This is a genomic window from Stenotrophomonas rhizophila (assembly GCF_001704155.1).
GTDB lineage: Bacteria > Pseudomonadota > Gammaproteobacteria > Xanthomonadales > Xanthomonadaceae > Stenotrophomonas > Stenotrophomonas rhizophila_A.
The window spans coordinates 3,386,402-3,406,932 of the sequence record NZ_CP016294.1; the positions used below are offsets into that span (position 1 = coordinate 3,386,402).

Annotated in this window: 14 protein-coding genes and 1 pseudogene; 3 read left to right on the forward strand and 12 right to left on the reverse strand. The window is 67.7% G+C overall.

What is annotated here, in order from left to right; translation table 11 throughout:
- Positions 1 to 70 precede the first annotated feature (70 nt).
- On the forward strand, positions 71 to 1,492 hold the full coding sequence (locus BAY15_RS15110; RefSeq protein ID WP_068853836.1) for a M28 family peptidase: 1,422 nt from the start codon (positions 71 to 73) through the stop codon (positions 1,490 to 1,492).
- Between the two features lie 48 nt (positions 1,493 to 1,540).
- Here BAY15_RS15110 and BAY15_RS15115 read toward each other — a convergent pair whose 3' ends face one another.
- From BAY15_RS15115 to BAY15_RS15160, 10 genes and pseudogenes are all read right to left on the reverse strand, one after another.
- Complete coding sequence (locus BAY15_RS15115) at positions 1,541 to 2,980, reverse strand: alanine/glycine:cation symporter family protein (RefSeq protein WP_068853837.1); 1,440 nt, start codon at positions 2,978 to 2,980, stop codon at positions 1,541 to 1,543.
- Positions 2,980 to 3,972, reverse strand: coding sequence for a hypothetical protein (locus BAY15_RS15120; protein ID WP_068853838.1), 993 nt, complete (start codon positions 3,970 to 3,972; stop codon positions 2,980 to 2,982). Before BAY15_RS15120 ends, BAY15_RS15115 begins: the two co-directional genes overlap by 1 nt.
- A 556-nt stretch (positions 3,973 to 4,528) precedes the next feature.
- Positions 4,529 to 5,362: a TrmH family RNA methyltransferase gene (locus BAY15_RS15125; protein WP_068853839.1), complete on the reverse strand. Its 834-nt coding sequence runs from the start codon at positions 5,360 to 5,362 to the stop codon at positions 4,529 to 4,531.
- Entirely contained in the window at positions 5,355 to 6,872 is a 1,518-nt protein-coding gene (locus tag BAY15_RS15130) for an alanine/glycine:cation symporter family protein (RefSeq protein WP_068853840.1), read from the reverse strand. The genes BAY15_RS15125 and BAY15_RS15130 overlap by 8 nt, the downstream gene beginning before the upstream one ends.
- A 96-nt stretch (positions 6,873 to 6,968) precedes the next feature.
- Positions 6,969 to 7,501 (reverse strand): annotated as a pseudogene (locus tag BAY15_RS15135) (GNAT family N-acetyltransferase).
- Positions 7,494 to 10,619 carry an efflux RND transporter permease subunit gene (locus BAY15_RS15140; protein WP_068853841.1) on the reverse strand — a complete coding sequence of 1,042 codons (3,126 nt, stop codon included), beginning with the start codon at positions 10,617 to 10,619 and terminating at the stop codon, positions 7,494 to 7,496. Before BAY15_RS15140 ends, BAY15_RS15135 begins: the two are co-directional and overlap by 8 nt.
- Positions 10,616 to 11,794, reverse strand: a complete 1,179-nt coding sequence (locus tag BAY15_RS15145) for an efflux RND transporter periplasmic adaptor subunit (RefSeq protein WP_083214201.1) — start codon at positions 11,792 to 11,794, stop codon at positions 10,616 to 10,618. The genes BAY15_RS15140 and BAY15_RS15145 overlap by 4 nt, the downstream gene beginning before the upstream one ends.
- Positions 11,795 to 12,205: 411 nt before the next feature.
- Positions 12,206 to 14,266: a TonB-dependent copper receptor gene (locus BAY15_RS15150; protein WP_068853842.1), complete on the reverse strand. Its 2,061-nt coding sequence runs from the start codon at positions 14,264 to 14,266 to the stop codon at positions 12,206 to 12,208.
- Positions 14,267 to 14,340: 74 nt separating this feature from the next.
- Positions 14,341 to 14,862: a DUF2946 family protein gene (locus BAY15_RS15155; RefSeq protein ID WP_068853843.1), complete on the reverse strand. Its 522-nt coding sequence runs from the start codon at positions 14,860 to 14,862 to the stop codon at positions 14,341 to 14,343.
- Positions 14,863 to 15,123: 261 nt separating this feature from the next.
- Positions 15,124 to 16,107: a LysR family transcriptional regulator gene (locus tag BAY15_RS15160; RefSeq protein ID WP_068853844.1), complete on the reverse strand. Its 984-nt coding sequence runs from the start codon at positions 16,105 to 16,107 to the stop codon at positions 15,124 to 15,126.
- Between the two features lie 169 nt (positions 16,108 to 16,276).
- Here BAY15_RS15160 and cysK point away from each other — a divergent pair, with 169 nt between their 5' ends.
- Together cysK and BAY15_RS15170 are read left to right on the forward strand one after the other, a co-directional pair.
- Positions 16,277 to 17,236 carry a cysteine synthase A gene (gene cysK, locus BAY15_RS15165; RefSeq protein ID WP_068853845.1) on the forward strand — a complete coding sequence of 320 codons (960 nt, stop codon included), beginning with the start codon at positions 16,277 to 16,279 and terminating at the stop codon, positions 17,234 to 17,236.
- A 230-nt stretch (positions 17,237 to 17,466) separates the two neighbouring features.
- Positions 17,467 to 18,063 (forward strand): O-acetyl-ADP-ribose deacetylase, encoded by a 597-nt coding sequence (locus BAY15_RS15170; RefSeq protein ID WP_068853846.1) that lies wholly within the window; start codon positions 17,467 to 17,469, stop codon positions 18,061 to 18,063.
- Here BAY15_RS15170 and BAY15_RS15175 read toward each other — a convergent pair.
- Positions 17,957 to 19,372 (reverse strand): M1 family metallopeptidase, encoded by a 1,416-nt coding sequence (locus BAY15_RS15175; RefSeq protein WP_083214284.1) that lies wholly within the window; start codon positions 19,370 to 19,372, stop codon positions 17,957 to 17,959. The genes BAY15_RS15170 and BAY15_RS15175 overlap by 107 nt on opposite strands.
- Positions 19,373 to 19,450: 78 nt before the next feature.
- Positions 19,451 to 20,455, reverse strand: a complete 1,005-nt coding sequence (locus BAY15_RS15180) for a class I fructose-bisphosphate aldolase (protein ID WP_068853847.1) — start codon at positions 20,453 to 20,455, stop codon at positions 19,451 to 19,453.
- Positions 20,456 to 20,531 lie beyond the last annotated feature (76 nt).

The following is a 20,531-nucleotide window of genomic DNA, read 5'->3' on the forward strand; positions in this document are numbered from 1 at the left end:
CCGCCCATGTGCGGCGCGGGCAGGCTGCTAAGCTCGGGGGCTTCCGCCCTGTTCCCCCGGAGTCCGTCCCATGCGTCGCCGCGTCCTTGCCATCGCATCTTCCCTCGCCCTGCTGGCCGCCCCGGCGTTCGCGGCGACGGGCACCACCACCCTGCCGCCGAAATCGCTGGCTACCGCTGCTGAACTGCGCGAGCAGGCCCTGAAGGACGACACCGGCTGGAAGGTGGTCGAATCGCTGACGACCGAGATCGGCCCGCGCATTGCCGGCAGCGAGGCCGACGCCCGCGCGGTGGCCTGGGCCGAAGCCAAGTTCAAGGCACTGGGCTTTGACAAGGTGTGGAAAGAGCCGGTGACCTTCCCCAAGTGGGAACGCCGCAGTGAACACGCGCAGGTGGTGGGCAAGCATGCACAGCCGCTGAGCATCACCGCGCTGGGCGGCAGCCCGGGCGGTACGGTCGAGGCCGAGGTGGTGCGCTTCGCTGACCTGGCCGCGCTGCAGGCCGCGCCGGAAGGCTCGCTCAAGGGCAAGATCGCCTTCGTGGATTACCAGATGACCGCCTACCGCGATGGCCGCGACTACGGCAAGGGCGGCGCGGTGCGCAGCAAAGGCCCGTCCGAGGCGATCCGCAAGGGTGCGGTGGGCTTTGTGATGCGTTCGGCCGGTACCGATTCGCACCGCGTGCCGCATACCGGCATCACCCGCTTCGACGACGGCCTGACCCCGGTGCCGTCGGCGGCGCTGTCGGTGCCCGACGCCAACCAGCTGGCGCGGCTGGTCGCGCTGGGACCGACGAAGCTCAAGCTCAGCCTGGATTGCGGCTGGGATGGCACCGCCACCTCGTACAACGTGATCGGTGAGATCACCGGGCGCAGCCTGCCCAAGGAAGTGGTGGTCATTGGTGGCCACCTCGATTCCTGGGACCTGGGCACCGGCGCGATCGACGATGGCGCCGGCGTGGCGCTGACCATGGCCGCCGGCCACCTGATCGGCCAGCTCAAGCAGGCGCCCAAACGCAGCATCCGCGTGGTGGCGTTCGCCAACGAGGAACAGGGTCTGTACGGCGGCAAGGCCTACGCCGAAGCGCATGCCAAAGACATCGTGCTGCACCAGCTGGCCGCCGAGAGCGACTTCGGTGCCGGCCGCATCTATGCGTTCAACACCGGTTCGCCGAACCCGGAAGGCTCGCGCGAGGCGACCGCCCAGATTGCCGACGTGCTCAAGCCGCTGGGCATCGAATACGCCCCGGACAAGGGTGGCCCGGGCCCCGATATCGGCCCGCTTGCCGCCAAGGGCGGCGCATGGGCGTGGCTGGCGCAGGACGGAACCGACTACTTCAACCTGCACCACACCGCCGACGACACGCTGGACAAGATCGAACCGGCGGCGCTGGCGCAGAACGTGGCGGCGTACACGGTGTTCGCCTACCTGGCGGCCGAAGCCGATGGCAATTTCGGCAGTGAAGCCAAGGCGACCACCCCGCCCAACGAATAAGCGGATGATGTGGAAACCGGCGGTGTCTGCCGCCGGTTTCCGTTCGGGTTACCGCAACCACACCGTGCTGGCCGGCAGCGTGATGTTGTCGGGGCGGTACACCGGGTCCTTTCCGGCACCGCGTGAGGCCTCGTAATCGCGCAGTGCGGCCAAGGCCGGTTTCTGCAACAGCAGCAGCGCGATGATGTTGAGCCAGGTCATCAGGCCCACGCCGATATCGCCCAGCGACCACGCTACCGTAGCGCTGTTCAACGCCGAATACAGCATGGCGCCCAGGAAGCCCAGCCGGAACAACGCCATCACCCACGGCGAGGTGCGGTTGCGCAGCAGGTAGACCACGTTGGTTTCGGCCGTGTAGTACAGCGCCAGGATGGTGGTGAAGGCGAACGGCAGGATCGCCAGGGCGATGAACGAACGCCCGAAGCCCGGCAACGCCGATTCCACCGCCTGCTGCACGAACCGCGGCCCCGCTTCCAGCCCCGGTACGTTGGCCACGATCCACTGCGCCGGGGCGGCCGGATCATGGACGTTGTAGGTGCCGGCAGACAGGATCAGGAAGGCGGTGGCGCTGCACACCACCATGGTGTCGATGTACACCGAACAGGCCTGTACCAGCCCCTGCTTCACCGGGTGCGAGACTTCCGCTGCGGCAGCGGGATGCGCACCGCTGCCCATGCCGGCTTCGTTGGACATCACGCCACGGCGCACGCCCCACTGGATGGCCGTGCCGATCATGGCGCCGAACGCGGCGTCCTGGCCGAATGCACTGCGCAGGATGATGCTGAACATCTCCGGCACCGCATCCAGATTCAGGGCCATCACCACGGCCGCCACCACCAGATAGCCCAGCGCCGTGAACGGCACGATGACCTGGGCCACCTGTGCGATGCGCCGCACGCCGCCGAAGATCACCATCGCGACCACCGTGCCGATGCCGGCCGCGGTGACCCAGCCCGGCGCGCCCCATGCCTCGTCCAACGCGCTGACCATCGCGTTGGACTGCGTACCGGGCAGCAGCAGCCCGCAGCCGATCACCGTGCTAAGCGCGAACAGCACCGCGTACCAGCGTTTGCCCAGGCCCTTTTCGATGTAGTACGCCGGACCACCCCGGTACATGCCGTTGCTGTCGCGCTGCTTGTAGATCTGCGCCAGGGTGGATTCGACGAAGGCGCTGGAGGCACCTAGGAAGGCGACGATCCACATCCAGAAAATCGCACCCGGCCCGCCGTAGGCAATGCCCATCGCCACGCCGGCGATGTTGCCCACGCCGACGCGGCTGGACAGCGACAGGCTCAATGCCTGGAACGAGGACACGCCCGCCGCCGAACTGCGCCCCTGGAACATCAGCTTGAGCATCTCCGGCAGCCCGCGCAGCTGGATGAAGCGCGTGCGCACGCTGAAGTACAGGCCCACCAGCAGGCACAGCCCGACCAGCGCCGGACTCCAGACGATGCCCAGCAGGTGGGCGACGATCTCATCGAGGCCCATCAGAAGAACATGCCCAGGGCGACCTGCGGGTTGATGTAGCTGCCGGTATTGCGGCCCGCAACCGTGAACTCCACCCCGGCAATCAGCCCGACGCTGGGACTGAAGTGGTACTGCACCGCCGGTGCAAGGGTGACGTTGCGGCTGCCGGGGCGACGTTCATCGATGCGCAGCATGGTGCCGTCGGCAGCGGGTGCGTAGCCGCTCAGGTGACGGTCGCTCTGGCGGCTGACGGCGAACTCGAATACGCCCACCCACTTCGAGTTGAAGCTGTACTCACCGGCCGCGGAAAGGCCGATCAGCGAACCCGGCGCGATGTTGCCGCGGAAGCCATCCGGGGTGCCGTACACGCTGTGGTCGTTGATCGCCACGCGCGCCGGTGCCGGGCTGGCGCTGAGCTGGCCACGCCAGCGCAGCGGGCGACCGTTGGGCAGCCACACCACCTGCTGCATGCCGAGCCCGAAGGTGGTGCGCTGCACGCCGTCGCCCTGGGCGTTGAGCGGGTTGCCATCAATGCGGTCATAGCTGCCGGTGGCGTAGCGCTGGCTCAGCGACACCGAAATGGCCGGGCGGGTGCCGTCTTCGTTCGGCGCCTGCAGCAGGTACTGCACCATGGCGGTGGTATCGCCGGCGCGGAAGCCGCGGCTGCGGTCGCTGCCGGTCTCTGCGCGCGAGGCGCTGAGGTTGACCTGCGCGGTCACGCGCTGACCCAGGCCGTAGGCGATCGGCACCACGGTCAGCCAGGCGGCGCTGCGGCCGTCGCTGTCATGCCGGCGGCCGTCGCCGTCGAAGTAGCGGTCGCTGTCGATGCGGATCAGGTACGGCTCGATGAAGAGATTGCCTTTGGGCATGCCGGCCGGATTGGGGGTGATCAGCGGCCCCATGAAATTGACGCCGTCCAGCGAGTGCTCGGCAGCCTGGGCGGCAGCAGGCAGCAGGCCGGCGATCAGGGCGAAGGAAATCGGGCGCAGGGAACGCAGCGCATCGAATGTCATGGAATGCCTCCTTGGTGACAGAGTGATGCGGCAGGCCAATCCGCCGCACCGGCAATCTGCACAGGAAGTCATCTCGGAAAAATCGGTAAATCACGCGAAATTTGCGTTCTGTGCGCGGGCGCACGCACGAAAATGCCTATCACGCCAACGGCGTTTTTCAGCGGATGCCCGGCAGGAAACGCGCTTCCGGATTTCCATCACGCGCGGCCCGAAGCGTCACTGCGCGCACACGTTGCAAGCCCCCTTGCGCAGGCCCGGAATGTCGCGTTCCGCCCCCGCGCACCGCGAAAGCACATAAAAAAAGCCCGGCCAAGCGGCCGGGCTACCGGGATTCGTCACACCCCACGCGGTGAGCGCCACGGAACAGACCGTGATCCGGACAACGGCGCCGCACTGGGTGGGTGTCTCTCCTCACCTACACAGTACGGCGCCGCGTTGCACTGTGACGCAGCAAGAACGCAGCGCACCATGCGAAAAATCCGAATCCACCGTAGGCACGACTCCTTTGGAGAAGTCGATCACATCACGCAGGGCAGCGCGCAAGCGTTACCCGAAGTTACCGCTGTGCATACCAGTGCGACAGCAACACGGCGGTGGCCGATGCCACGTTGAGGCTTTCCACCGCACCACTGCCGGGAATGGATACCTGCAGGTCGCAGGTCTGTGCCAACGCACGGTCCATGCCCTCGCCTTCGGCGCCCATCACATACACCAGCCGCGCCGGCAAGGTGGCCTTGAACAGATCCGCGCCGCCTTCCACCAGCGTGGCGGCCAGACCGAAGCCGCCGGCACGAAGTGCTTCCATTGCCTGCGGCAGTGCGGGCAGGCGCACCAGCGGCACCGCTTCGGCGCCGCCTTCAGCAACACGCGCCGCCGCACCGGACAACGCCAGCGTGGAATCGGGCGGCAGCAGCAGCCCGGCCACGCCGAAGTGCGCCGCCGAACGCAGGATGGCGCCGAAGTTGTGCGGGTTGCCCACGCCATCCAGCCACAGCGCCAGCGCCGGCTTGTCGGCCGGCAGGCCGGCCAGCCACTCGCCCAGTTCCAGCATCGGGGCGCGCAGCACGTCGGCCACCACGCCTTCGTGGTGGGTGGTGGCGGCGAGCTTGTTGAGGTCACCCTCTTCCACCACGCGATAGCCGACGCGGTTGGCCACGCACCACTTCAACAGCGGCTGCAGCCGCGGGATCAGCGCCTCGGCCAGGTACAGCTTGCGCAGCGCCTGCGGGCGGCGCTCGAACAGCGCCTGCACGGCATTCCAGCCGTACAGGCGCAGCTCATCGTTGCCGCGCCCCGGCGGTGGCGGGGTGCCGCCTTCGCGCGGCGGCAGCGGGGTGGCCCGCGGCGGTCGCGAGGACGGGCGACGGGCGTTTTTCCAGGGATCATTCACTACGGGACTGCTCCAGCTTGCGGTGACGCCAGAAATCGGCGTTCTTGATGCCCAGGGCATCGGGGTCGAAGGTCGGATCCAGGCCGAGCTTCTTCTGGCGCTCGTAATCGCGCAGGGCGATCAGGGCCGGCTTCTGCACGATGAGGATCGCGACGATGTTCAACCACGCCATCAGGCCCACGCCGATGTCGCCCAGCGCCCACGCCATCTTGGCGTTGTGGAAGGCGCCGAACACCACCATGCCGATGATGCCCAGGCGCAGCGCCAGCACGGTGAGCGGGCGCTTGCGGTTGTGGTTGAGGTAGCTGAGGTTGGTTTCGGCCATGTAGTAATAGGCCATGATGGTGGTGAAGGCGAAGAAGAAGATCGCGATGGCCACGAAGCCCGAGCCCCAGCCCGGCAGCACGGTTTCCACCGCAGCCTGTGCGTAGCCCGCGCCTTCGGCCACACCGGCCAGGCCGGCGAACACCGGCTCGGCGCCCGGCGTGGGCGAGTACACGTTGTAGGTGCCGGCCGCCAGGATCAGGAAGGCGGTGGCGGTGCACACCATCATGGTGTCGAAGTAGATGGCGAACGCCTGCACGTAGCCCTGCTTGGCCGGGTGCGAAACCTCCGAGGCCGCGGCCGCGTGCGGGCCGGTACCCTGGCCGGCTTCGTTGGCGTAGATGCCGCGCTTGACGCCCCACTCCACCGCCAGGCCCATCATCGCGCCGAACGCGGCGTGGGCGCCGAAGGCGCTGCTGAACACGGTACGGAACATGTCCGGCACGCGCTCATAGTTGAGGATCATGATGACGATGGCCATCAGGATGAAGCCGGCGGCCATGAACGGCACCACCACTTCTGCGAAATTGGCGATGCGCTTGACGCCGCCGAAGATCACCACGCCCAGCAGCAGGGCGACCACGATGCCGATGCCGAGCTTGAACGCCTGCACCGATTCCATGCCCATGAACTGGCCATCCAGCGGTCCGCACAGGGCGCCGCCACGGCAGGAATTGATGATGCTGTCGGCGATCGCATTGGCCTGCACGCCCGGCATCAGGAAACCGGCAGCAACGATCGTGGCCATGGCGAAGGCCATCGCGTACCACTTCAGGCCCATGGCCTTTTCGATGTAGTACGCCGGGCCACCCCGGTAGCGGCCGTCGGCATCCTTGGTCTTGTAGATCTGCGCCAGGGTGCACTCGACATACGAGGTGGACGCCCCAAGGAAGCCCATCACCCACATCCAGAAGATCGCACCGGGGCCACCGAAGGCGATGGCGGTGGCCACGCCGGCGATGTTGCCGATGCCCATGCGGCCGGCCATGGACATGGCCAACGCCTGGAACGAGGACACGCCGGCGTCGGACTTTTCGCCCTGCACGGTGAGCCGGCACATTTCGAAGAAGCCACGCAGCTGCATGAAGCGGGTGCGCACGCTGAAGAACAGGCCGGCCGCCAGGCACAGGAAGATCAATGCCTTGCTCCAGATGATGCCATTGATGAATTCAACTACTGCTTCCACGCGCTCTCTCCAGTCGGCGGAAAATGAAGGACGTCCCGTCGGCTGGAAGGGACCGGTCGATTCTCCATCATCGAGCGCCAGCCCGATAGGGCCGATTTACGGGGTGCGGACCCTGGCAAACCGCCGCAGGTCGTGCAGCCGGCCGCGCTTGAACACGGCGCAGCGGGCCGTTCCTTCTTCCTGGAACCCGTTGCCGAGCAGCACGCGGGCCGATCCTTCGTTGAAATCCAGCACTTCGGCCTGCAGCCTGAACAGGCGCAGCTCGTCCATCACCCAGGGGCGAACAGGCCCACCACGCGGGTCATCCAGCCCTGCCCCCAGTATGCGCGACCCAACCAGTAGCCCAGTTCGGCGGTGTGCCCACGTTCGGCGACGCCCGGTTGGGCGCCGATGCTGCCGCAGGCCGCGCCGTCGATCTCGATGGCCAGGTTGAGCGTCTCCGGGGCGAGGATCCGGCCGCCGAGGAAGGCCTCGCCGTCTTCCCGGGTGTACGGGAACGGGAAGCGATCACGCAGCCCGCGCGAGACCGCCTCGTCGTTGGCGTGCCGCAGCAGGGCCTCCAGATCGTCGCTGCGCCAGGGGCGCAGCACGAATCCGTCGCCTTCCAGCCGCAGCGGGCGGTCAGGCATGGCCACCGACCGACGGGGTGTCGGCTTCCTGCTTTTCCAGCTCGCGGGCCACGGCTTCGGGCGAGCGCGTGTACGGCGCCAGCAGCGAATAGAACGCCGGGACCACGAACAACGACAGGAAGGTAGAGACGGTGACGCCGAAGATCACGACGATGCCGATCGTTCCGCGGCTTGCCGAACCCGGGCCGCCGGCGACCACCAGCGGGATGGCACCGACCACGGTGGCGATGGAGGTCATCAGGATCGGACGCAGGCGCACCATGGCCGATTCGACGATGGCGCGGTGCACGTCACGCCCTTCGTCGCGCAGCTGGTTGGCGAATTCGACGATCAGGATGCCGTTCTTCGCCGCCAGGCCGACCAGCATCACGATGCCGATCTGGCTGAACAGGTTGATGGTGCCCCCGCTCACGTACAGGCCCAGCAGGGCGCCGAGCACGCCCAGCGGCACGGTGAGCATGATCACCAGCGGGTGGATGAAGCTTTCGAACTGCGCGGCCAGCACCAGGTACACCACCAGCAGCGCCATGGCGAAGGTGAGCAGCACCGCGCTGCCAGCGTTCTGGTATTCGCGCGATTCTCCCTTCCAGTCGATCTGCGCGTGCTGCGGCAGTTCTTCGCGTGCGGTCTGCTGCGCCCAGGCGATGGCCTCGCCGAGCGGGTAACCCGGGGCCAGCCCGGCGGTGATGGTGATTGCGCGCAGGCGGTTGAAGCGGTTGAGATTGCCCGCTTCGGCCACTTCGCTGAGCGTGACCAGGTTGGACAGCGGCACCAGTTCGCCATTGGTGGCGCGCACGCGGATGGCGGCCAGGTCGTCGGGCGAGGCACGGCCTTCGCGGCCGGCCTGGACCAGCACGTCGTACTCTTCGCCGTTGTCGACAAAGGTGGTGACGCGGCGCGAACCCATCATGGTCTCCAGCGCCGACCCAATGGCGGTGACCGAGACGCCCAGGTCGGCCGCACGCTGGCGGTCGATGTTCACCCGCATCTGCGGCCGGGTTTCCTTGTAATCCGAATCCGGGCCGACCAGGCCGGGGTTGTCGGCCATGCGTTCGAGCATGCGGTCGCGCCACTGCGCGATTTCAGCGTATTCGGGGCCCCCAAGCACGATCTGGAACGGCTGGCCCTGGCTGCGGACCAGCCCGCCGCCGACCTGGGTGCGCACGCGCACGCCGCGGATGCCGTCGAGGTCCTTCTGCAGTTCGGCGGCCACGTCGGGGGTGGCGGTGGAACGTTCGCGCCACGGCTGCAGGAACACGCTGATGCGGCCGGTGTGCATTTCCTCACTGGCCCCGAAGCCGCCGGGCACGCGCGGGTTGGCGCGCACGATGGGCTTGTCCGCGCCGACGTACCCGGCCACGACCTTCTCCACTTCCTGCACCTGACCCACGGTGTAGTCGTAGCCGGCGCCCTCGGGGCCGTCGATCATGATCTGGAACGAACCGCGGTCTTCGGCCGGGGCCAGTTCGGACGGCAGCAGCTTGAGCAGCAGTGCGCTGGCGGCGAGCGACAGCAGCATCACCACGACGTAGATCCAGATCTTGCCGACGTGGGCGTCGAGCACGCGCCCGTAGGATGCCGAGACGCGGTCGAGGTTGCGGTTGATGAAACCGTGCAGGCCCTTGGGCGGCTGGCCGGTGTGCGGCTTGAGCAGCTTGGAGGCCATCATCGGGGTAAGGGTGAGCGACACGAACGCCGACAGCGCCACGGCGGCGGCCAGGGCCACGGCCAGTTCGCGGAACAGGCGGCCGGTGTTGCCTTCGAGGAAACCGACCGGCAGGAACACGGCAACCAGCACGGCGGTGGTGGCGATGACTGCGAAGGCCACCTGCGCGGTACCACGCTTGGATGCCACCAGCGGTGGCTCGCCCAGGTCGATGCGGCGCTGCACGTTCTCGACCACGACGATGGCATCGTCCACCACCAGGCCGATACACAGCACCAGTGCGAGCAGGGTCAACAGGTTGATCGAGAAGCCGAACGCATACAGGGCGATGAAGGCGGCCACCAGGCACACCGGCACGGTCACGGCGGGAATCAACGCGGCGCGGAAGCTGCCGAGGAACAGCCAGATCACCACCAGCACCAGCAGCATGGCTTCGACCAGCGTGGCGTAGACGCGGTCCACCGCCGCTTCGATGAAGGTGGTGTTGTCGAAGGCCACGAAGATGTGGGTGCCTTCGGGCAGGGTCTGGCCGACGCGCTCGGCTTCGGCGCGCGCGGTGCGGGCCACGTCCAGCGAGTTGGCGGTGGAGGTCTTGACGATGCCCAAGCCGATGCCGGGCTCGCCGTTGCTGCGGTAGTAGGCGCGGCGTTCGGACGAGGCCAGTTCGATCTTTGCGACGTCGCCCATGCGCACCACGTAGCCATCAGCGCCCTTGCCGAGCGGGATGGTGGCGAAGTCTTCCGGCTTTACGTAGTTGCGCTCCACGCGCAGGGTGAAATCGCGGTCGGCCGATTCGATGCGGCCGGCCGGCAGCTCGACGTTCTCGTTGCGCAGTGCGGTTTCCACGTCGCCCACGGTCAGGCCGCGCGCGGCGAGCTGGTCGCGGTCGAGCCAGATGCGCATGGCATAGCGCTGGCGCCCGCCGATGCGGACCTGGGCCACGCCATCCAGGCTGGAGAAGCGGTCGACCACGTAGCGGTCGGCGTAGTCGCTCAGCTCCAGCGTGTTCATGCTGGAAGAGGTCATGTTGAACCAGATGATCGGGTCGGCGTCGCTCTCGACCTTGGCGATTTCCGGCGGGCGCGCCTCTTCGGGCATGCGGTCGGCGACGCGGCTGACGGCGTCGCGCACGTCATTGGCGGCCGCTTCGATATCGCGGTTGGAGGTGAATTCGATGCTGACCTGGGCGCGGCCGTTGGAGCTGCGCGCGTTGATGGTGTCGATGCCTTCGATGCCGGCCAGGGCGTCTTCCAGCACCTGGGTGATGCGGCTTTCGATGACGGCCGCCGAGGCACCGGTGTAATCGACGGAGACCGAAACGATCGGCGGGTCGATCGCGGGCAGCTCGCGCAGGGTCAGGCGGGTGAACGACATGATGCCCAGCACGACCAGCAGCAGGCTCATCACCACGGCAAACACCGGCCGCTGGATGGAGATGTTGGAGAGTTTCATCCGGCGCTGCCCACGGGCGCTGCGGCAGCGGTCGCGCCGGTCGGGGCGCGGGTGGTGCCAGCGGGGGCCGGATCGGTGGCCTTCTCCGCGGCCGGGCTGGCGGCCGGGGTGGCGGGCGCAGGGGCCGGCGCGGCGGCCGGTGCGGCGGTGTCGTTGACCTTCAGGCCGGGACGCAGCTTGCCGGTGCCGTCGACGACGATGCGGTCGCCTGCCTTGAGCCCTTCACGGATTTCAACGACGCCGGAGCGGCGCGCGCCGCTGACCACGTCGACGCGCTCGACCACGTGGTCGGGTTTGACGCGGAAGACGAACGAATCGCGGCCGACCTGGACCACGGCGATTTCGGGAATGACCAACGCCTGGCGTTCGGGACGGAACATGCGCACGTCGAGCAGCATGCCCGGGCGCAGGGCGTGGTCGGCGTTGATGAAGTCGGCGCGCACGGTGACGGCGCGGGTGCCGGGATCGACGCGGGTATCGATGGTGGCCACGTCGCCTTCGAAGGTGCGGCCCGGGTAGGCCACGCTGGTGGCGCTGACCTTGTCGCCCTTGGCCAGCGAGGCCAGTTCGGCTTCGGGCACCTGGAAATCGACGTGCATGCGTTCGATGTCGTCGAGGGTGGCGATGACGGTGGTGGGGGTGACGAGCGACCCTTCGCTGACCTGGCGGATGCCGAGCACGCCGGCAAACGGGGCACGCACGCGGCGGTCGCCGATGTCGGACTGCATTTCGCGCACGCGGGCTTCGGCGGCATCGCGGATGGCGCGCTGGGTGTCGAGGGTGGCACTGGCGACGAGCTGCTGGGCCGCCAGTTCACGCTGGCGCTTGTACAGCTGGTCGGCTTCGGCAAAGGTGGCCTGGGCCTGCAGCAGGGCGGCTTCCTGGGCCTGGCCGCGCAGGGTCACCAGGGGGGTGCCGGCGGAGACCTGCTGGCCGCTGTCGAAGTGCACGGTGTCGATGATTTCGCTGACTTTGGCGGTGATGGTCACCGACTCGCGGGCCTTGGCGGTGCCGAGTGCCTGCAGGGTGTCGCTCCAGGCGGAGGTCTGCACGACCTGGGTGGTCACCGGCACGACTTCGGCCTGCCGGCGAGCGGCTTGGTCCTTGCTGCCACACCCGGCCAGGATGGCCAGGCCGAGGCCGGCAATGATGCGTGCGGTGATGCGTCCCGACATGAAGTACAGCCCTTGATGTTCCACGACCGGCAAGTGTAGCCACCGCCCGCGTCAGGCATATGTGCCAAGCGTTTACCGGCACCTTCACATCACCCGGTGACACGCGCAACCCCTTTCGTGCTGGGGCCTTCGGGGCATGTAACGGCGTGTGTCAGCGCATGTCGGATTGCGTCGCGCCCGGAGCCTGGTTGATCGCGAAGAGCCGGCGTTTCAATTCATCCGCGCCGAGGCGGGCGGGTACCCCCATCCGGGACACGCCGTGAACCCATCCATGGGGGCTTGGCAAAAACATCCATGTTTTTGACAGTCCCGGATGGGGGTACCCGCCCACCTCCCGACGGTTTCATGCATGCGGCCATTGAAGTGCACACCACCGTGCGGAAGCGCCGACCAACGCGCTTGGTCGTTGCCTCAATACCGGTAGTTCACCTTCATCCAGACCGTGCGGCCGGGTTCGTTGATGCGCACCGGATCGGCGGGGAAGCCGAAATCGGCGCTGCCGGCGAGGTTGAGGTGCTCGCTGTAGACGCGGTCGAACAGGTTGTCCACGCCTGCGCTGAGCTGCAGGGCGTCGCTGATCCGGTAGCCGGCGTTGAGCGCGAGCGTGGCGAAGCCTGCGCTTGGGCCCAGGTCACGCGCGACCACGTTGCCCTGCCCCGGCGCCACGCGGTGCTGGCGGGTCACTGCGCGGGCGAGTGCACCTGCACTCCAGCGCGCGCCTTCCCAGCCTGCGCTCAGGCGTGCTTCCAGCGGCGGCATCTGCGGCAGTGCGCCGCCATCGGTGCGGTTTTCGCCCCATGCGTAGGCGAGCGTGCCGCCGAGTTTCCAGCCCTGCCCGAGCGCGAACTCGGCGCCCGCTTCGGCACCGGCAATCCGCGCATCGATGTTGCTGGCCTGGGTGGTGCTGCCCATCATGCCGCCGTCGCGGTAGGTGAACAGGATGTAGTCCTGGAGGCGCCCGGCATACGCCGAGACCCATGCGTTCATCCGCTCATCCCGGTACTGCAGGCCGATGTCGAGCTGGGTGGTTTTTTCCGGCTGCACCGCGCTGAAAGCGTTGATGCTGCCGGCCGGTCCCATGTCAGGCGAGAACAGCTCCCAGTAATCGGGCATGCGCTCGCTGTGGCCGATACCGGCGTAGGTGGTCAGCGCGCTGCCGATGTCCCGTTCGAAACGCAGGAAACCACTGCCCAGGTCTTCGCGGCGGCGCTGCCCGGCGGTCGGGTTCGGCATCGCCATCATGCCGGTGGTGGCGCGCTCGTCGGTGACTTCCGCGCGATCGATGCGCAGCCCGCTGACCCAACGTTGCGCGGTGGCTTCGCCCAGGGTGATCTCGGTGAACACGCCCTGGTTCTTCTGGCGTGCGTCGGTCGACCATGGCGTGAGCCGGTAGGTGTTGCGGCCCATGCCGTTGCGGCTGCGGTGGCGGCTGTCGAGCGCGTCCACGCCGGCGACGATGGCGATGTCCTGCCAGCGCCATTCGGAGGCGATGCGCCCGCCGGTGGTGCGGCGATCGACATTCGAGGCCATGGGCATCGGCATGCTGCTGGCCGGGTTCGGCTCGCGCAGGGTGTAGTTGTCCATGACGTGGTCGGCGTCGTTGTAGTAGACGTTGGCCTGCAGTTTGTCCCACGCGCCGGGCAGGTTGTCGCGCTCGAAGCGGGCGGCGTAGCTGGTGCGCTTGAACGCGGCGCCATCCATGCCACGCCCGGCGTAGCGCGCGATGGCATCGCCGGTGCCGGCGGAGAGCTCCAGCACGGTGTCGGCATCCGGGGTCCAGCCGACGGCGACATCGCTGTTCCACTTGCGCCACCTGGACGGCACCACCTCGCCATTGCCGTCCTTGTAGTCATCGGCTTCGGAGCGGTTGCCGTTGACGCGCACGTAGCCCTGCGAGGCACCGGCGGTGAGGTCCAGCACCTGGTCGTTGCGGTTGCGCGAGCCGACCAGCGCGCTGGCGTCCAGGTCGATGCCCGGGGCGTCGAAACGCGGGGTATCGCGTTCGAACCGCACCGTGCCCGCTGAAGCGCCGGCACCCCAGCGCACGCTCTGCGGGCCTTTGATGATGGTCAGCCGGTCGAAGGTTTCCGGGGCGATGTAGGACAGCGGGTTGTCCATGCGCGAGGGGCAGGCACCGATCAGGTTGCCTTCGTTGCTGACGATGTTCAGGCGCGAACCGAACATGCCGCGCAGCACCGGGTCGCCATTGGTGCCGCCATTGCGGATGGCGGCGAAGCCGGGCACGGTCTTGAGGTAATCGGCACCGTCGCTGGCCGGTACCGGCTGGCGCGGCAGGCGCGGGTCGGTGACCCAGTGCAGCGGCGACGAGGGCGCACTGGCGGTGACCACCAGGGTGTCGAGCGTGCGCGCGTCGTCGCGCTCGGCGGCCTGCAGCGGCAGCGCGGCCAGGGCAAGCGACAGGGAAACAGACAGGCGCGTCAGTGCGCCCGCGCTGCGGGAGGAAAGCTTCATGCTGGAACTCCGGAAAACGCACAGGCGCGCGGCGCCATCACGGCGTCGCGCAGCAGGAAAATGAAAGGGCGGTTTCAGGCGTGAAGCGGGGGACCACGCGCGGCGTGGGCAGGCCAGCGCAGGCTGCGCGGCGCGGCGACGGTGCGCAGCACCGGTGGCGCGATGACTGGCAGCGCCGGCAGCAGGACGATCAGCACTGCCAGCCACGGCATCAGGCGCGAGGCCATCATGCAGTATTCGCAGGCCTCGCCATGGCCGGCATGCGGGTCGATGGGGGGGCCAGGTGCAGGGTCAGCCGGTGCGGCGGCATGGCCAGACATGTCGTGCATGGGCATGTCGTGCATCGCCATGGCATGCGTCGCGCTGTCGCTTGCCACCATCGCGTGCATGTCGTGATGCGACATGCCGGAATCCGGCGTGGGGTCAATCTCGGCTGCGCCGCTGGGCATCACGTGCGCCATGCCGCCGGGCATCAGCATCACCGACGGGCCCTGGGCCTGCTGCCAGCGGCTGACCAGTGGCGCCAACGCCATCAGCAGCGTCGCCACGAAGGCGAGCTGCAGCAGGACGGCAAACGGGCGACGACGGCGGTTCACCCCGCCATGGTAGCGCCCTCGGTCCGCGTGGACCCCGGCCTTCCGTGCGACCAACCGTCGCAGAGGGCCGGCCAACGGCCGGCGCTACCGAGGGTTTGCGGCGCCGTTGGTTGATTGATCCCGATCCTTTTGGGCCCGTATGAATTCGTAGCCCCGGCCGTTGGCCGGACACCGCGCGCAGCGCGGCCCAAGCACCCGAAGCCGACACAACGGCGGCGGCCACCTTCCCACCGGCGTTCAACCCAACCGAAACCGAAGCCCCTAGACCGTAATGGTCTGGGTCAGCGATTCCCACGTCGGCGGCAACGGCCAGTCGGCCTCCTGGTTGCCGTCGATGACCCGGCGCAGGTCACGGGTGTCGATCTGCGGGGCCAGCACGTGCACCAGTTCCAGCGCGTAGTCGCGCAGCACGCGGTCGCGCGGCAGCACCGCCCAGGCGATGCATTCGTCGATCGGCGCCGGCGCCGGCCACGAGCGCAGGTCTTCATCGCCGGCATTGACCGCCATTTCGGCCAGCAGGCCCACGCCCAGGCCGGTGCGCACGTAGGTCTTGATCAGGTCCGCATCCAGCGCGGTCAGCGCGATGTCCGGGGTCAGCCCGGAGGCAGCGAAGGCACGCTGCAGCGAGGAGCTGCCGCGGGTGGAGGATTCGTAGCTGATCAGCGGCTGGGTCGACAGCGCCTGCAGGTCCGGGGCGGCACCGGGGCGGTCGAGCGGATGGCCGCGCGGTACCAGCACCAGCCGGCGCCAGCGGTACAGCGGAATGGCGATGCCGGCGGTGGGTTCGGCACCGGCGGTGCTGATGATGGCGATATCCGCATCGCCCTGGCTGAGCAGATCCAGCGCGTCGCTTTCGGCGGCCTGCTGCAGGTGCACGCTTACCTGCGGGTAGGCCTGCTTGATGCGCGCCACCGCCGGCGGCAGCACGAAGCGGGCCTGGGTGTGGGTGGTGGTCAGGATCAGCTGGCCTTGGCTCTCGCGGCGTTGATTGGCGGCGTAGGTGCGGATGTTGTTGGCTTCGGACAGCACCGCGCGGGCGCGGCCGATCACTTCCACGCCGGCAGGGGTCACCGCTTCCAGGCTGCGGCCCTTGCGCACGAACAGCAGGAAGCCCAGTTCATCTTCCAGCTGCTTGAGCTGCTTGGACAGCCCGGGCTGGGTGGCATGCACCCGGGAGGCCGCCAGCGTGATGTTGAGCTCGGCGTCGGCGATGGCGACCAGGTAACGGAGTTGGGTCAGCGTCATGGGCGTGCGCGCAGCAGGAAGGAAGGGGGTCAAGCCGACTGTAAGGCAGTTGCCGTCACCAGCTTATAACCAAATGTTGTTTATGAAGGTAATCAGGTCATTTCGCGCGCTCATATGCCGGCGCTACGGTCTGGCGGAACCCGTCATCCCTCTTCCGTGGAGCATTCCCATGGCCCTGTACAACTCGATCCTGGACACCATCGGCAATACCCCGGTGGTGCGCCTGAACCGCATTGCCCCCGACCACGTCACCCTGTACGCGAAGGTGGAATCGTTCAATCCCGGCGGCTCGGTGAAAGACCGCCTGGCGCTTGCGATCATCCTGGACGCCGAAGCCCGCGGGGTGCTCAAGCCCGGCGACACCATCGTGGAGGCCACCTCCGGCAACACCGGCGTGGCGCTGGCCATGGTGGCCGCCGCACGCGGCTACAAGTTCGTTGCCACGATGGTGGAGACCTTCTCGATCGAGCGCCGCAAGCTGATGCGCGCCTATGGCGCCAAGGTGATCCTGACCCCGGCCGCCGAGCGCGGTTCGGGCATGGTCAAGCGCGCCCGCGAGCTGGCCGAGGAACACGGCTGGTTCCTGGCCAGCCAGTTCACCAACCCGGCCAACCCGGCCTACCACCGCAACACCACGGCGGCCGAGATCCTGCGCGATTTCGCCGGCAAGCGTCTGGACTACTTCGTGACCGGCTGGGGCACCGGCGGCACCCTCACCGGGGTGGGCGAGGTGCTGAAGGTGGCCCGCCCGGAAACGCGCATCATCGCCACCGAACCGGAAGGCGCCGCGCTGCTGGGCGGGGCGGAGTGGAAGCCGCACAAGATCCAGGGCTGGACCCCGGACTTCGTGCCGGACGTGCTCAACCGCGAGGTCTACGACGAACTGCTGAGCATCGACGACGCCCGCGCGATTGAAACGTCTCGCCGGCTGGCGGCCGAGGAAGGCATCTTCGTCGGCATCTCGGCCGGTGCCACGGTGGCCAGCGCGCTGGATGTGGCGGCCAAGGCTGAGCCTGGGAGCGTGCTGCTGGCGATGTTGCCCGATACCGGCGAGCGCTACTTCTCCACGCCGCTGTTTGCCGACATCAACGAAGGCTCCGACGACGAGTGGCTGGCCGGCACCCCCTGAACCGGTTGCTTTGGCTGAACGTGACGCCCACCGCTGCGGTGGGCGTTTTCGTTTCCAACGCGACCTTCATCTGCCGTGAAGCCAGCCCGCCGCAAGGTAGCGATGTTGGGCGGTGCCCGCCGGGTCGCACTGCCTGAGACGACGATGACGCAGCCTAGATGCCCTGGCCGCTAGCGTGTGTGGCGGCAGTCATCCCGTTGTATGGACCCGGTATAGAAGGAGCGGCACGCATGAAGATCGAAGTGTGGCAGGGCGACATCACGACCCTGGCGGTGGATGCGATCGTCAATGCGGCCAACGAGTCCCTGCTTGGCGGGGGTGGCGTGGATGGGGCGATCCATCGCGCGGCCGGCCCGCAGCTGCTGGCCGAGTGTGCGGCGTTGCCGGAGATCCGCCCGGGCATGCGCTGCCCGACCGGTGAGGTGCGCGCCACGGCCGGCTACAACCTGCCGGCGAAGCACGTGCTGCACACGGTGGGCCCGGTGTGGCAGGACGGTCTGCGCGATGAGCCGGCGCTGCTGGCCAACTGCTACTGGAAATCGCTGCAGCTGGCCGAGAAACTGGGCCTGACGTCGATCGCGTTCCCGGCGATCAGCTGCGGCGTGTTCGGCTACCCGCTGCACCAGGCCGCGCATATCGCGGCCACCGAGACATTGACGTGGCAGCGTTCGCACCGCGAACCGCAGCGGATCATCCTGGTGGCCTATAACGCCGCGACCTTCAAGGTGTACCAGCAGGCGCTTGCGGCGCTGGGGCAACCGGTGGAGGTGGCAGGGCCGTTGCCGCCGCTGGCTGCTGGGATGGAGCTTCCAGCTGCAGCACCGTAGGCCGGACGGGCGTTGGCGCATATACCCATTCGTTGAAGAACAGCCGCAGTGAACGCCCTGCTGCGTGTTCCATCGCCTGCTGGAAATCCGCGGTCTCCACGCTCTTTCCATCATGTGCGCGGGTGTACTCGCGGATGCCACGCCAGAACGCTTCTTCACCCAACGCCTCGCGCAGCAGGTGCAGTACGTAAGCCCCCTTCTGGTACACCACGGCGCGGTCATCACCGGTAGGCGCCTTCCAGCTCCCATACACCAGCGCGTGGTCGGCGCCTTTGGCACGCAGCGCCTCCACCCGCGTGCGCCAGCGCTGCACCTGCGCCTGGTACGCCGCTTCGCCCTGCGCCTGCTGCAGGTAGGCGGCGGTCATGAAATTGGCGAAACCTTCGTTGAGCCAGAAGTGCTCCCAGCCGATGCACGTCACCCGGTTGCCCCACCACTGGTGGGCGGCTTCGTGGGCGATCAGGGCGACGTGGTCCGGGTCGTCCAGCACTTCCTGCCCGTACGCCTCTGACATCAGCGACAGCCCGGCCATTTCCTGGCCGATGGTGTCGGCCACCAGCGCCTGTTCGTAGTCGCCGCGATAAGGCAGGCCTGCACGCGCGGCAAAGAAATCCAGCATGTCACCGGTGCGCGCGAAGATCGCCTGCAGCTGCCCGGGCGAGCGTTCGGCGGACAGGAAGCGCAGCGCGGTGTCGCCCTGTCGTGCGCGCGCCTGCTGGTAGCGGCCTGCGGCAAACCCGTACACGTAGCCGGGCATCGGCGTATCCAGCCGCCAGCGGTGTTCGATGCGGCCGTCGGCGAGCGTACGTGCGGGCAGCGTGCGACCGCTGCCGGTGGCAAGCAGATCGTTGGGCAACGTCACCGACAGGGACAGCGTGGCGCGCTCATCGGGTGCATCCACCGAGGGCATCCACTGGCTGGTGGAGAAGATGGTGTAGACCTCGCTGCGCCCGGGGGCGAATTCGAGGCCGTACGCCGGCGTGCCGCTATAGGTGATCTGCAGCACCGCCTGTTCGTCGCGTTTGAGCGGTGCGTCAAAAAAGATGGTGACGGTTGCCTGCTGCTGTTGGAAGCGCAGCGGCCGCCCGCTCATGCCGACCGAGTTGATCTTGAGCTCGCCGCTGTCGAGCTGTATCTGCGCCAGGCCAGCCGTCTCCGAGCGCAACAGCACAACCTGCCTGCCAACGACCTGGCCGGCGGCGATGTCGGGCACCAGCGCGACGTCATAGTCCAACACATCGAAACCGCGCGCGGCATGGGCCGCGTTGGACGCCGACAAAAGCAACAACAGCAGCCATCCTGCGCGCATGGTCATGGAATCCCTTGGGTAAAAAAAAACGCCGGCATGCAGCCGGCGTCTTTTTCTATCACATGCGGTTGGCGAAAATCAGCCGTTCCACTTGCCCAGTGCAGCCTGGCCGTTTTCCTTCGCGCGGTCGTACACGGTCTGCTGTGCCTTGGCGACGTTGGCCTTGGTGTCCTTGGCCCACAGCTTCAGCGCGGCCTGCTGCATGGCGCGGCCGTAGGAGAAGCTCAGCGGCCACGGCAGGTTGCCCATCTGGTTCATGGCGTTGAGGTGCGCGGTGGACTGCTCGTCACCCTGGCCGCCGGACAGGAACACCACGCCCGGCAGGATCGCCGGCACGGTGCTCTTGAGGCACATGACGGTCGATTCAGCCACTTCCTCGACGTCGGCCTGCTCTTCGCAGCCCTTGCCGGAGATGACCATCGAGGCCTTCAGGATGGTGCCTTCCAGCAGCACGTTCTGCTGGTACAGCGCGTCGAACAGCGAACGCAGGGTGGCTTCGGTGACTTCGTAGCAGGTTTCGATGTCGTGGTCGCCGTCCATGATCACTTCCGGCTCCACCATCGGCACCAGGCCGCATTCCTGGCACAGCGCGGCATAACGGGCCAGCGCATGGGCGTTGGACTCGATGCAGGTACCCGACGGAATGCTTTCGCCGATGTTGATCACCGCACGCCACTTGGCGAAACGCGCACCCAGCTTGTAGTACTCCTGCAGGCGCTCACGCAGGCCGTCGAGGCCTTCGGTGACCAGCTCGCCCGGGCAGCCGGCCAGCGGGTGGGCGCCCTTGTCGACCTTGATGCCCGGGATCATGCCGTTGTCGGCCATGTACTTGGCGAACGGCACGCCGTCCTTGGTGGACTGGCGGATGGTTTCGTCGTACAGGATCGCGCCGGAAATGTGCTCGTTGAGCTTCGGCGTGGTCAGCAGCAGCTCGCGGTAGGCACGACGGTTCTCTTCGGTGTTCTCGATGCCCACGCTGGCGAAGCGCTTGGCGATGGTACCGGTGGATTCGTCGATGGCGATGACGCCCTTGCCCGGGGCGACCATGGCCTGGGCGGTTTCGGCCAGCTGTTCGATGCTCATGTATTTCCTGTGGCGGGTGCGGGAAAAACACGATTATAGCGGTCCCCTCCCGTGAACTGGCCGTTCATGGGGGATG

Bases quoted from the DNA above. Each gene is read 5' to 3' on its own strand.
- BAY15_RS15110 (WP_068853836.1), top strand. From the start codon at position 71: ATGCGTCGCCGCGTCCTTGCCATCGCATCTTCCCTCGCCCTGCTGGCC.
- BAY15_RS15115 (WP_068853837.1), bottom strand. From the start codon at position 2,980: ATGGGCCTCGATGAGATCGTCGCCCACCTGCTGGGCATCGTCTGGAGT.
- BAY15_RS15120 (WP_068853838.1), bottom strand. From the start codon at position 3,972: ATGACATTCGATGCGCTGCGTTCCCTGCGCCCGATTTCCTTCGCCCTG.
- BAY15_RS15140 (WP_068853841.1), bottom strand. From the start codon at position 10,619: ATGAAACTCTCCAACATCTCCATCCAGCGGCCGGTGTTTGCCGTGGTG.
- BAY15_RS15145 (WP_083214201.1), bottom strand. From the start codon at position 11,794: ATGTCGGGACGCATCACCGCACGCATCATTGCCGGCCTCGGCCTGGCC.
- BAY15_RS15150 (WP_068853842.1), bottom strand. From the start codon at position 14,266: ATGAAGCTTTCCTCCCGCAGCGCGGGCGCACTGACGCGCCTGTCTGTT.
- BAY15_RS15160 (WP_068853844.1), bottom strand. From the start codon at position 16,107: ATGACGCTGACCCAACTCCGTTACCTGGTCGCCATCGCCGACGCCGAG.
- cysK (WP_068853845.1), top strand. From the start codon at position 16,277: ATGGCCCTGTACAACTCGATCCTGGACACCATCGGCAATACCCCGGTG.
- BAY15_RS15170 (WP_068853846.1), top strand. From the start codon at position 17,467: ATGAAGATCGAAGTGTGGCAGGGCGACATCACGACCCTGGCGGTGGAT.
- BAY15_RS15175 (WP_083214284.1), bottom strand. From the start codon at position 19,372: ATGCGCGCAGGATGGCTGCTGTTGTTGCTTTTGTCGGCGTCCAACGCG.
- BAY15_RS15180 (WP_068853847.1), bottom strand. From the start codon at position 20,455: ATGAGCATCGAACAGCTGGCCGAAACCGCCCAGGCCATGGTCGCCCCG.